This window comes from Cobetia sp. MMG027 (assembly GCF_027947415.1).
Taxonomy (GTDB): domain Bacteria; phylum Pseudomonadota; class Gammaproteobacteria; order Pseudomonadales; family Halomonadaceae; genus Cobetia; species Cobetia marina.
The window spans coordinates 300,004-311,704 of the sequence record NZ_JAQJIO010000004.1; the positions used below are offsets into that span (position 1 = coordinate 300,004).

Consider the following 11,701-nt stretch of genomic DNA (forward strand, 5'->3'; position numbering starts at 1 on the left):
CATTCTTGTCGCCACTCATTGCACGTCCCTTGTTAGGTACTCATGCGAGTACTGTCCATCACTGTTACTGACCATATGTCATCTGCCGCAGGCCGGTTCGGGGAGGTTCGTGTCCTTCACGGGTACGTGACCCTCCAGGATTCCATCACTGCTCAGCGCTCCAGGCGCGCGACTCGCTGCTCCAACCGGGACAGCTGACTCAACATGGACGCCACACGGCCACTCAACTGCCGACGGCTGGCATCCAGGGAGCGTAGCTGCTCGTCCTGCGGGGATGCCTCACCCAGGGCTTCCAGCCCGGCGCTGAGCGCTGTCTGCTGGCGTCGCAGCTCCCCCAGCTGGGAAGACAGCGACGTCTGGGTCTTGCTCAACGGCGCGAGCCGGGAGTCCACCAACCCCGTCAGGGACGCCTGCTGCTGCTCGAGCTTGCGACGCAACGCGTCCAACGCCTCCTGCTGGGACTGCTTGAAGGCCGTCAGCGCCTGCGAGCTTGCCTGGCGATCCTCTGTCGTCGCCTCATCCTGCGCCTGCCTGAGGGCGTCCCACTGCGAGGCGAGACGCTCAAGCTGCGCGGCCTGCTGATCCAGGCGGCTGGACTGATCGCTCAGGCGTTGCTCGAGTGGGGGCAGCGACTGCTGCTGCGCTTGCTCGACTGCCTTGAGCTCGGTCTCGAGATGGGCCAGGGTGTCAGCCTGTGCGTCGAGGCGTGCCTTGAGCGTCGCACGCCCATCCCGGCTCAAGGACTCAAGGGCACTGACGGAGCCCTGCAAGGCACTCAGCAAGGTGGTGCGGTTGTCACCCGCCTGGCGTAGTACCTCGAGCTGGGCCTCGGTGGACTCGACAAGCGCTGCGAGACGACTCGCCTGCGCGTCCTGCGATGCCGTCAGCGTGTCCGAGAGCGCGGCAAGACGCTCCTGCCAGGCGGCCTGCTGTTCAGCGAGGCTGTCGGCAAGGGATTCATCGGTCTGCGTGAGGCCGTCGATGCGCGCACTCAGCGACTCGTCCACCCGCGTGGTGAGCTGGGCAAGCCGCTCATCCACATCCCCCAGCAGCTGGGCGTCGTTCTCGACATCGCCCTTGAGTCCCGAGACCTGACGACTCAGCTGATCACTCTGCTGGCCTCGCATGTCCTGAAGCTGCTGCAATTGCCATTGCTGCCAGACGACCACCCCTCCCAGTGCCAGCACGCACACCCACAGCGGCCAACGACGCGGGGGCGGGGCTGCATCAGGATGACGAGCCAGCGCTTCATCACGCCGTGCTATCAGTGATTCCTCCCGGGAATTGTCCATCGAAGGTTCCGTAGTGTCCTGCCGCATACTGGCTCCATGACTGGCACATCGACTCAAGGTTCCAGCGACAGGCGTCGGCATCATCCGCGGCAAGGCTCGAGCCTCATGCGACACCTGGAGGGAAAACGCCCGTATCCCGCTGATTGACTGGCCGGTTTTCGGTTGCCGGCTCTGCCGAGTCTAACAGCAGACCCCGGCCATCTCATCAGGTTCCCCGGCAGCACGGCCCGCGGTCCCTCTCATGTAACCGCACTGTACCTTCCCGCCAGACGGCGACGTCGCCCGCGATACCTGACATCGCTCACCGACATCCTTCGGTGCTTTCCCGCCAGCAGGTCCCGGCGGCGTTGGCCTGCAGGAACACGAGTGCTATAGTGCAAAGCACTGCGACTCTCGCAGCCTCTGGCTTCGTAGCTATCTGGATTCACAAGGTTTTTCACGCTAATTGCACATTTTCCATCATGTGCTGGCTTAATGGATTCCTGGCGATTGTCTCCTCGTCGCCTGACGTCGAAGAGAACACTGAAGGAGGCTTGAAAGCCTTCATGCCTGCCCCAACGAAGTCAGAGCAAGATTCTATTGGTGAGGAAAAGGAGCTTATCCCCCATGGCATTTGAACTCCCGGCACTGCCGTACGAAAAGAACGCACTCGAGCCGACCATCTCCGCCGAGACCCTTGAGTACCATTACGGCAAGCATCACCAGGCCTACGTCACCAAGCTCAACAGCATGGTCGAAGGCACTGCGGACGCAGAGAAGTCTCTGGAAGACATCATCCAAAGCGCTCAGGGCGGCCTGTTCAACCAGGCAGCTCAGGTGTGGAACCACACCTTCTACTGGCACTGCCTGTCTCCGAACGGTGGTGGCGAGCCGACAGGCCCGCTGGCAGATGCCATCGTGGCCAAGTGGGGCTCCGTCGCTGACTTCAAGGAAGCCTTCAACACTTCCGCTGCCGGCAACTTCGGTTCCGGTTGGACCTGGCTGGTCAAGAACGCTCAGGGCGAGCTGGAAATCGTCAACACTGACGACGCAGACACCCCGATCGCCAAGGCAGGCCAGACCCCGCTGCTGACCGTCGACGTCTGGGAACACGCCTACTACGTCGACTACCGCAACGCGCGTCCGAAGTATCTGGAAAGCATCTGGAACATCATCAACTGGGACTTCGCTGCACAGAACTTCGCAGCCTGAGACACCCGGCATGAGTGATGGCACCTTCACTTCACTCTCACATCAGACGTCATGGATGATATGACCTGACAGTGACGTTCGAGTGAGAGGATGGTGCAAGGAAAGACCCCGCCAATCGGCGGGGTCTTTTGGTTTCTGGCTCCCCTATCGCCTGATGATCCTTTACGAAGCGCGCTTGCAGATGACATGCCGCCTCGCCATTTGCTAGCCTGCAAGGTAGAACATTCACTCTACTCTTCCGTCATCCCCAGAGGGAACGTCATGCTATCCGATACCACGTCCTCGTTACCCGACACCATGCTCGCCATCGTGACCACCGGCCACGGCGGCTATGAACGCCTCGAGGCGCAAGAACGGCCTGTCCCTGTGCCAGACAAAGGGGAAGTGCTGATCAAGGTACTGGCGGCTGGCATGAACAATACCGAGATCAATACGCGCCTTGGCTGGTATTCCTCCAGCATCACCACGGCCACGAACCAGGCCAGCAGCCAGCACGACACCTCGCCTGGCGAGACGACAATCGACAAGCCGGTCCCGCCTGAAGGTGGCTGGAAAGGCGAGACGCCCTTCCCCCTGATCCAGGGAACCGACTGCTGCGGTGAAGTGGTCGCGCTCGGCGAAGGTGCCGACACAGCGCTGCTCGGCAAGCGCGTACTGGTGCGGGCCTGCATGCGCAGTGCAGGCTGGGAGTCACTGGAAAACGAATGGATGGGCTCTGACTTCGATGGCGCCTTCGCGCAATTCGTCAGTATCCGGGCCAGTGACGTCTTCCCGATTGAATGTGACTGGAGCGACGTGGAACTGGGCTCACTGCCCTGCGCCTATGGCACAGCGGAGAACATGCTGGAACAGGCCGAGCTCACATCCGGCGAACGCGTACTGGTCACCGGCGCGTCGGGCGGCGTGGGCTCCGCCACCCTGCAACTGGCCAAGCGACGTGGCGCCATCGTCTATGCAGTGGCAGGCGCTTCCAAGCATGAGGCCCTGCGCACGCTGGGGGTCGACAGACTGTTTGATCGCCATGCGGACCTGGTCGCCGAACTCGGGCAGGAATCCGTCGATCTGGTGGTCGACAATGTCGCCGGCGATACCTTCCCGGTGATGCTCAAGCTGTTGTCACGTGGTGGGCGGCTGGTGACCACCGGTGCCATCGCCGGGCCCATGGTCACCCTGGACCTGCGTGATCTGTACCTCAAGAATCTCCGCCTGCTGGGCACCACCGCCTGGTGCAAGGCGACCTTCCCCAATCTCGTGCGCTACGTGGAGCGCGGAGAGATTCGCCCCTTGATCGCGGCGAGCTTCCCGCTGAAGGATATCGCCAAGGCCCAGAAGGCCTTCCTCGAGAAGACCCATGTCGGCAAGTTCGTGCTTGAGCCCTGGGCCTGATGAGCCACAGGAGTGACCAAGGAAAAGGCCCCATCCGTTGCCGGATGGGGCCTTGTTCATGCCAGGCGAATGTCATGCACATTCGTCAGGTGCCGAGACGGTGTCACGGCGTCGCGCGACGCCCGATGCCTCGGTAGGTCAGCCCCTGGCTGGCCACGTAGCTGGGGTCATAGATATTGCGACCGTCCAGCACCAGCTTCGCGCCCAGCTCACGCTTGAGACGCTGCCAGTCCGGATTCCAGTAACACTTCCATTCGGTGACCAGCATCAGGGCGTCCGCCCCTTCGAGGGCGTCGTACATGTTGCCATCGACCAACTCCAGCAAGGGGTGCGCGCCACAGGCCTCGCCCAACGCGGACAGCGCCGCCGGATCATGAACACGAACGCGCACGCCCTGAGCCCACAACGCCTCGAGCAGCGTCAACACCGGCGCATGGTCGATACGCGCCGTGCCCGGTTTGAACGCCGCCCCCCAGATGGCGATGGTGCGACCGCGCAGCTCGCCATCGAAGTGCTGCCACAGCTTACGGAACAGCGTCTCCTTCTTGGCCTCGTTGATGTCGAGAACATGCTCGAGCAGCAGCGATTCACGTCCGGTCTCATGCTGGACATCGGCCAGACGCATCAGGTCGCGCGAGAAGTTGGGACCACCGAAGCCACAGCCCGGATACAGATAGCCGAAGCCGATGCGCGGGTCGGCGCCCATGCCCTGGCGCACGTACTCGACGTCCACCTCGAGGGAATCCGCAAGCCCGGCGACTTCGTTCATGTAACTGATCCGGGTCGCCAACATGCCATTGATGGCCAGCTTGGTCAGCTCGGCGGCGCGGCGCGGCATGATCTGGAACACATCTTCCCGACGATTGAAGGCGCGCAGAAGCTCCTGGACGCGACGTGTCGCGACCTCGGACTCGCTGCCCAGCAACCAGCGCGCGGGGCGCTCGAAGGTCGCCAGTGAGCGCCCCTCTTCCAGCATGTCCGGCAAGGCCACCGCATATTGATCATCCCGCGACAGCAGCGCCTCGAAACGCTCGGTGGTCCCGACAGGAAAGGTCGAATTGTTGACCAGCACCGTCGGCTCCGCGAGTGCCGCGACGACCTGCTCGATACGCGCCAGAGCACCCTCACGTTGATCCGGCGAGACGGCCACCCAGTGCACATCGATGCGACGCAGTGAACCAAGCCCCTTCACCAGCGTCAGATCGCCACGTTCGACGTGGCGGTCCAGCCGCTCTCGCAGGCCAGGCTCACTGTTCAGCCAGTCGACCCGGTCCAGTGACTCCCAGTCCATGTCTTCATGCGGCCACCACCAGACATTGTGGCCGACACTCGCCAAGGCGGCACTGGCCGTGGCAGCCGCCAGTTCGCTTCCGTGCACCAGCACCTGCATGGCTCATTTCTCCTGATAGCGGGTCATCAGCTCGCGGAAGCCTTCCCCGAATTTCGGGTGACGCTTGGCGAAGGAAATGGTGGCTTCCAGATAGCCCAGCTGATGGCCGCAGTCATAGGTATCACCGGCCATGCGATAGGCGGCGACCGCCTTGTCATCGCGCAGGGTATCGATGGCATCGGTCAGCTGGATCTCGCCACCGGCACCCGGCGGGGTATTCTCGAGCAACTCGAAGATGCGACCCGGCAGCAGGTAACGACCGATCACCGCCAGAGTGGAGGGTTCGGTGCCCGGTGCCGGCTTCTCGACCATCCCGCTGATCATCGCGGACTTGCCCGCTTCCGGCGTCTCGCCATCGATGGCGACGATACCGTACTTGTAGGCCATCTCCTGGGGCACGTTCTCGACCATGATCTGGGCGGCATTGGTGGCTTCATAGGCCTCCATCATCCGCGCCAGGTCATTCTTCTCGAGACCTTCGCCGTCGACCAGCACGTCCGGCAACATCACCAGGAAAGGCTCGTCTCCGACGATTGGCTTGGCACACAGCACCGCATGGCCCAGACCCAGCGGTTCCGGCTGACGCACGCTGATGATCTTGACGTCATCCGGAATGATGTGACGAAGTTCCTCGAGCAGCTCGAACTTGCCCTTGGCTTCCAGAGTCGTCTCGAGCTCGAAGTGCTTGTCGAAGTGGTTCTCGATGGCATTCTTGCTGGAATGGGTGACCAGGACGATTTCCTTGATACCCGCCGCAACCGCTTCTTCCACCACATACTGGATCACCGGCTTGTCGACGATGGTGATCATTTCCTTGGGGATGGCCTTGGAGGCCGGCAGGCAACGAGTTCCGAGACCTGCAACAGGCAATACAGCCTTGCGTATCATGAAGCGTCTTCCTTGTGTCTATGTCGTGGCAGATCGTGACGACTCTACCGAGTTACTGCCGCCCGGACGAGATGGCGACCGTCCTGAAATCTAGGCAGGGATTATGCCAGTTTGGCAAAAAAGTGCGAATTGACCGCAGATTTTCCACACTGGCCCATCAGATCGGCTGTCTGAGACGTCCATGACGGGCCAGTCCACGCGAAGCCTTCGCTCCGCGGACAGGGTGCCTTCTCAGCGACGCTGGGCACGCCCCAGCAGGGCACCCACACTGTCGCTATCGGGCGACTCTACCACACCATGCTCGGTGACGATGGCATCAATATACTCATGCGGTGTGACATCGAAGACCGGATTGAAGACCTCGATCTCATCGGGAGCGATCCTGCGATTTCCTGCCTGACGCAGCTCATCGGCATCGCGAGTCTCGATGGGGATGGCGGCCCCACTGTCCAGACTGGCATCGAAGGTGGCAAGGGGCGCCACCACCATCACCTTGACGCCGTGGGCACGCGCCTGGACCGCCAGGGAGAAGGTGCCGATCTTGTTGGCCGTGTCGCCATTGGCCGCGATGCGGTCCGCACCGACGATCAACCAGCGCACATCGCCATCGCCGTCCCTGGATTGCATGATCAGCGAGGCGGCCCCCTCCACGGCCAGTCGGGCGGGAATCTTTTCTTGCACCAGTTCCCAGGCGGTCAGTCGAGCTCCCTGCCACCAGGGGCGCGTCTCATTGACATGGACGCGGCTGATCAGCCCCTGAGCGTACGCCGTGCGAATCACGCCCAGAGCGGTACCGTGCCCCCCAGTCGCCAGCGCACCGGTATTGCAGTGCGTCATCACCTCACAGTGGGGGGTGTCGGTCGACAGGGACGCGGCAATCACCTGCGCACCGAATTCCGCCATGCGCAGATTGTCCTCGAGATCCTGCTCATGAATGCGCACGGCTTCCCGCAACAGTGCCTCGTGGGGGGCAAGCTCACGCGTGGCGTGCGCAGCGATCACCGTACGCATGCGATCCAGCGCCCAGAACAGATTGACCGCCGTCGGCCGAGAAGCCGCCAGAACCTCGCAGGCCGCTTCCAGACGCGCCCCCCATGCCCCGCCCTCATGTGCGGCGCGAACCGCCTCCAGTGCCACACCATAGGCGGCCGCGATGCCGATGGCCGGTGCACCACGCACTACCATGTCGGCAATGGCGCGAGCCACGCCGTCTGCATCCCGCAGTTCGATCTCTCGGGTCTCGCCCGGCAGCAGACGTTGATCCAGCAGTGCCAGTCGCGGCAAGGCATCTTCGTCGCTACCGGTGGCATTGTATGACTGGGTCAGCCAGCGAATTGGAATCAGGCTCATGACACTTCCCTGTAGGCTCACGGACAAAGGGGTTCGCACTGGAGAACACCGCGGCGCGATAATGGCTGAGGCCATCTGCAAGTTCCCGTCATGACGAGTTTTTTGCAGTTACCGCTGACCCGCGACGACAGGCGGATTAGAATGGAGGAATCGTGCCCGAGGGTGACGCGTCTGTACAGGGGCGTGCATGCTTGCGATGCACTTCCGTAACGGTAAGGATCCGATCATGAGCCATAGCGACGCCAAGCAAGATTCCACTGCCCCGGATCATCTGGGCAACGTCGATGCCAGCGAAATCGCCAAATTCTCCGCGCTCGCCAGCCGCTGGTGGGACCGCGACAGCGAGTTCAAGCCACTCCACGACATCAACCCGCTGCGCGTCGATTACATCGACACCCATGCCGGACTCGCGGGCAAGCGAGTCATCGATGTCGGTTGTGGCGGCGGCATCCTGTCCGAGGCCATGGCTCACCGTGGCGCCACCGTGACCGGGATCGACATGGGCGAAGCCCCGCTGTCAGTGGCACGCCTGCATCAGCTGGAATCCGGTGTGGAAGTCGATTATCGCCAGACCACCGCGGAAGCTGCCGCCGAGGAAATGGCGGGACAGTTCGATGTCGTGACCTGTCTCGAGATGCTCGAGCATGTTCCTGACCCTTCCTCGGTGATCAACGCCTGCGCGCGACTGGTCAAGCCGGGAGGCAAGGTGTTCTTCTCGACCATCAATCGCAATCCCAAGGCGTACGCCTTCGCGATCATCGGTGCCGAATACCTGCTGCAGATGCTGCCACGCGGCACGCATGAGTACCGCAAGTTCATCCGCCCGGCTGAGCTTGGCCGCTGGACGCGTGAAGCGGGCCTCAAGATGGAGGGTTCCACCGGCATGACCTACAACCCGCTGACCCGTAAATATCGCCTCAACACCGCCGACCTCAGCGTCAACTATCTGATGCATACGCGCCGCCCGACGGAAGACGAACTCGCATGAGTCTGCCGGCCGCACTGCCCCGTCCCGCTGCGCTGATCTTCGATCTCGATGGCACCCTGGTGGACACTGCGCCGGACCTGGCGCGTGCGACCAACGAGCTGCGTAGCCATCATGCCTTGCCGGAACTGAGCTATGAGGTGATTCGCGCCGAGGTCTCGCATGGCGGAAGCGCCCTGGTGAGACTGGCGCTGGGTCACGACATCGATCATCCCTCGCATGCCGAGGAGCGTACACGCCTGCTGGACTTCTATGCCCGTGATGTCGCGGCCCACAGCGAGCTGTTCCCGGGCTATGACGCCCTGATCGAGATCTGTCAGCGCAACGGCCTGCCCTGGGGGATCGTGACCAACAAGCCGCGTCAGTTCGCCGAGCCGCTGATCGAGTCCCTGGCGCTCACTCCGGGCTGTCTGCTGTGCGCTGATGACCTGCCCGTCAAGAAGCCCCATCCTGAGCCATTGTGGGAGGCGGCCCGCCTCCTCGGCGTCGAACCGTCACGATGCTGGTATCTCGGGGATCATGATCGCGACATGCAGGCGGCGCGCGCGGCGGGCATGCTGGCGGTCGCCGTGCGCTATGGCTACGTCCGCGACGGGGATGATGTGGACGCCTGGCCTGCCGATGTGTGGTTCGACACCTCGGAAGAAGTCATCAATGCCGCTTTGCGCGCAGCGGAACTGCGCTGACGCGGCGCGCGATACCCTGACGCCCTGCCAATGAAAACGCCGACGGCCATGGCCGTCGGCGTTTTCATTGCAGGCAATTCTGTCAGTGACAACTTCTCACCATCAAGTGCTCGTCACTGTCACCCGCTCGGACATCTCACGTCCTGGGCGGCTGGGCATCGAACATCTCGCCGGTGCGGCCACGACTCTCCGGACCGATCAGCCACAGGTAGCTTGGCATGATGTCGGCTGGTGTACGCAGGGTATCCGGGTCTTCCGCCGGGAAGGCCGACTTGCGCATCGACGTTCGAGTCCCACCGGGATTGAGGGTATTCACGCGGACCTGACTGGTATTCTCGAGTTCCTGTGCCAAGAGCTGTGAAAAGCCTTCGGTGGCGAACTTCGAGACACTGTAGGCCCCCCAGAAAGCACGCCCCTTGCGGCCGACACTGGAACTCGTCAGCACCACGGACGCATCCCGAGACGCTTTCAGCAGTGGCAGCAGCGCCTGCAACATCCAGATAGGCCCATTGATATTGACCTGCATGACCTGCTCCCACAACGCCGGATCATACTGCTCGAACGGGGTGATCTTGCCCAGCAGACTGGCATTGTGCAGCACTCCATCGAGTCGCCCGAATTCCTTGTCGAGCGTTTCCGCCATCTGCTGGTAATCCTTGAGCGTGGCCCCTTCGAAGTTCAGCGGGTAGATCGCTGGCTGAGGAGCCCCCAATGCTTCGATCTCGTCATAGACTTCCTCGAGCTTGGCAATGGTGCGCCCCAGCAAGATGACGGTCGCGCCATGCCTGGCATAGTCAATGGCTGCTTCACGACCGATGCCCGAGCCTGCACCAGTCACGAGAATGATTCGCCCTTTCAGCAGATCCGCTGGTGCCTGATAATCGATCTTGCATTCCGCCATGAGGATATCCCGTCCTGAACGCTGGCCTTGCCGAGAGGCTGACCCGAAGGGCAAGGCCTGAGGTGTATCGATGACATGCGGGCGCATGTCAGAACGCACAAAGCCCGCCTTGTCAGTCAACAAGTGCGGGCTTTGTCATCATCATCTGGCGTCATGCGCCAGAGGCGAGGAAATCCTTGGCCATTCCGCCGGCCTTGCTGTCGGGGTACTGGCGAACCAGTTCCTCGAGCAACTTGCGACTTTCCTGCGCCTTGCCCTGCCGCGCCTTGACGAGTCCCAGCTTGTACATCGCATCCGGCACCTTGCTGGATTGCGAGAACTCACTGATGACAGTATCAAAGGCCTGGGCAGAAGCATCCAGTTGATTCTTCGCGGAATACAATTCCCCCAACCAATAATGGGCATTGGCCGCGAGATTGGAATCCCCGTGATCCACCACAAAGGATTCAAAGGCATCGATCGCTCCGTCGAAATCACGCGACTGCACCTTGGCAAAGGCGTTCTCGTAATCCTTCTGGGCATCCCCTCCACTGGAGGCATTGGCGCTGCTGGCATTGCTGCCCGCACCACCACTGACCGCGGCTGCGGTCTGCGCATCGACCTCCTGACCGTTCTCACCGGCTGGACTTGTTCCCGAAACACGTTGCTCCAGGTCCAGGTAACGTTGCTGCGACATCTCGGTGAGTCGCTTGAACTGATATTCCAGTTCATCGACACGCCCGCGCAGCCGCGCAATTTCCTGGGCCTGCTCATCAAGCTGGTTGAGAAGGGTCAGGGTGCCGCCACCACTCAAGCGAGTGTTGGCCTGCTGATAAAGCGAGTTGGACTGTACGGTAAGGTCTTCCACTGCGGGTGCGGCTGCAACTGACAACGGAAGCGCCAGGGCTCCCACACCGCACAACCATTTCAGGCTGTCTTTCATGCTGTCGGCTCCGCCGAATCATCATGTTGCCGTGCGAGAAGGCCCGAGCCTCAAGGTTGCCCTTGGGACTCAGGCCTGCTCAACACAAGTTTCAAGCGTCTCTGTTATCCCGCAGGGACCTCAGAGAGATTGCCGAACTCAGTAGTCGAAGACCACACGACGGTTCTTGGCATAGGAAGATTCGCCGTGACCTTGAACGGCCGGACGCTCTTCACCGTAGGAGACGATCTCGATCTGGGACGGAGACACACCCTGAACAGTCAGGAAGCGTGCGACAGACTTGGCACGACGCTCGCCCAGACCCAGGTTGTATTCACGAGTACCGCGCTCATCAGCGTGGCCTTCCAGAACAACGTTGGCGCTGGTGTTGGCCTTCAGGTACTGGGCGTGGCCCATCAGGACGCTTTCGAATTCAGGACGGATGGTGTCCTTGTCGAATGCGAAGTAGATGGTACGCACGTCAGGCATGGAAGCGTTGCTCATCTGGTTGCCGTTGGTGTTGGCACCAGAGTTCATGCCGGCAGTGTTGGCACCGCTGTTGGCTGAATCCATGTCGCCGTCCTGGGCGCCACCGCTGCTGGAACAACCGGCCATGACGCTCAGGGACAGGGCAACCAACAGACCTTTTGCATACGGGGTGAACTGCATTGTAAAACTCCTTGCTCTAATGAAAACGAATGCCAAGCCTTTCTTTGTGACTCGGATGCATT

At 61.7% G+C, this 11,701-nt stretch carries 11 protein-coding genes; 4 read left to right on the plus strand and 7 right to left on the minus strand.

Annotated elements, in window-relative coordinates; genetic code table 11:
- Nucleotides 1-152: 152 nt before the first annotated feature.
- Nucleotides 153-1,292 (minus strand): hypothetical protein, encoded by a 1,140-nt coding sequence (locus tag PJK54_RS07115; protein ID WP_271302573.1) that lies wholly within the window; start codon nucleotides 1,290-1,292, stop codon nucleotides 153-155.
- A 606-nt stretch (nucleotides 1,293-1,898) separates the two neighbouring features.
- Here PJK54_RS07115 and PJK54_RS07120 point away from each other — a divergent pair.
- A complete protein-coding gene (locus PJK54_RS07120) occupies nucleotides 1,899-2,483 on the plus strand; it encodes a superoxide dismutase (protein ID WP_065392414.1) in 585 nt (194 codons plus the stop codon).
- Between the two features lie 261 nt (nucleotides 2,484-2,744).
- The gene (locus tag PJK54_RS07125) at nucleotides 2,745-3,869 is read left to right on the plus strand and encodes an alcohol dehydrogenase family protein (RefSeq protein ID WP_271302574.1); all 1,125 of its coding nucleotides are present in this window, start codon (nucleotides 2,745-2,747) and stop codon (nucleotides 3,867-3,869) included.
- Between the two features lie 103 nt (nucleotides 3,870-3,972).
- On the opposite strand, the gene PJK54_RS07130 is transcribed toward PJK54_RS07125, so the two are convergent.
- The 3 genes from PJK54_RS07130 to mtnA all read right to left on the minus strand — a co-directional run bounded on the left by PJK54_RS07130 (nucleotide 3,973) and on the right by mtnA (nucleotide 7,497).
- Nucleotides 3,973-5,259: a nucleotide sugar dehydrogenase gene (locus PJK54_RS07130; RefSeq protein WP_176493901.1), complete on the minus strand. Its 1,287-nt coding sequence runs from the start codon at nucleotides 5,257-5,259 to the stop codon at nucleotides 3,973-3,975.
- Between the two features lie 3 nt (nucleotides 5,260-5,262).
- A complete protein-coding gene (gene galU / locus PJK54_RS07135) occupies nucleotides 5,263-6,147 on the minus strand; it encodes a UTP--glucose-1-phosphate uridylyltransferase GalU (RefSeq protein WP_077376470.1) in 885 nt (294 codons plus the stop codon).
- Nucleotides 6,148-6,378: 231 nt separating this feature from the next.
- Nucleotides 6,379-7,497, minus strand: coding sequence for an S-methyl-5-thioribose-1-phosphate isomerase (gene mtnA / locus PJK54_RS07140; protein ID WP_271302575.1), 1,119 nt, complete (start codon nucleotides 7,495-7,497; stop codon nucleotides 6,379-6,381).
- A gap of 226 nt (nucleotides 7,498-7,723) precedes the next feature.
- Between mtnA and ubiG the strand changes: the two genes are divergently transcribed.
- A complete protein-coding gene (gene ubiG / locus PJK54_RS07145; RefSeq protein WP_077376476.1) occupies nucleotides 7,724-8,485 on the plus strand; it encodes a bifunctional 2-polyprenyl-6-hydroxyphenol methylase/3-demethylubiquinol 3-O-methyltransferase UbiG in 762 nt (253 codons plus the stop codon).
- Entirely contained in the window at nucleotides 8,482-9,168 is a 687-nt protein-coding gene (locus PJK54_RS07150) for an HAD-IA family hydrolase (protein WP_084208694.1), read from the plus strand. Before ubiG ends, PJK54_RS07150 begins: the two co-directional genes overlap by 4 nt.
- 136 nt (nucleotides 9,169-9,304) lie before the next feature.
- Here the strand turns inward: PJK54_RS07150 and PJK54_RS07155 are convergent, their stop codons facing one another.
- From PJK54_RS07155 to pal, 3 genes are all read right to left on the minus strand, one after another.
- Nucleotides 9,305-10,069: a YciK family oxidoreductase gene (locus PJK54_RS07155; RefSeq protein WP_077376482.1), complete on the minus strand. Its 765-nt coding sequence runs from the start codon at nucleotides 10,067-10,069 to the stop codon at nucleotides 9,305-9,307.
- 151 nt (nucleotides 10,070-10,220) lie between these two features.
- Nucleotides 10,221-10,991: a tol-pal system protein YbgF gene (ybgF, locus tag PJK54_RS07160; protein ID WP_077376485.1), complete on the minus strand. Its 771-nt coding sequence runs from the start codon at nucleotides 10,989-10,991 to the stop codon at nucleotides 10,221-10,223.
- 138 nt (nucleotides 10,992-11,129) lie between these two features.
- A complete protein-coding gene (gene pal / locus PJK54_RS07165; RefSeq protein WP_065392600.1) occupies nucleotides 11,130-11,639 on the minus strand; it encodes a peptidoglycan-associated lipoprotein Pal in 510 nt (169 codons plus the stop codon).
- Nucleotides 11,640-11,701 lie beyond the last annotated feature (62 nt).

Coding starts and splice junctions, on each gene's coding strand:
- PJK54_RS07125 (WP_271302574.1), top strand. CDS start 2,745: ATGCTATCCGATACCACGTCCTCGTTACCCGACACCATGCTCGCCATC.
- galU (WP_077376470.1), bottom strand. CDS start 6,147: ATGATACGCAAGGCTGTATTGCCTGTTGCAGGTCTCGGAACTCGTTGC.
- pal (WP_065392600.1), bottom strand. CDS start 11,639: ATGCAGTTCACCCCGTATGCAAAAGGTCTGTTGGTTGCCCTGTCCCTG.
- PJK54_RS07120 (WP_065392414.1), top strand. CDS start 1,899: ATGGCATTTGAACTCCCGGCACTGCCGTACGAAAAGAACGCACTCGAG.
- ybgF (WP_077376485.1), bottom strand. CDS start 10,991: ATGAAAGACAGCCTGAAATGGTTGTGCGGTGTGGGAGCCCTGGCGCTT.
- PJK54_RS07130 (WP_176493901.1), bottom strand. CDS start 5,259: ATGCAGGTGCTGGTGCACGGAAGCGAACTGGCGGCTGCCACGGCCAGT.
- PJK54_RS07115 (WP_271302573.1), bottom strand. CDS start 1,292: ATGGACAATTCCCGGGAGGAATCACTGATAGCACGGCGTGATGAAGCG.
- ubiG (WP_077376476.1), top strand. CDS start 7,724: ATGAGCCATAGCGACGCCAAGCAAGATTCCACTGCCCCGGATCATCTG.
- mtnA (WP_271302575.1), bottom strand. CDS start 7,497: ATGAGCCTGATTCCAATTCGCTGGCTGACCCAGTCATACAATGCCACC.
- PJK54_RS07150 (WP_084208694.1), top strand. CDS start 8,482: ATGAGTCTGCCGGCCGCACTGCCCCGTCCCGCTGCGCTGATCTTCGAT.
- PJK54_RS07155 (WP_077376482.1), bottom strand. CDS start 10,069: ATGGCGGAATGCAAGATCGATTATCAGGCACCAGCGGATCTGCTGAAA.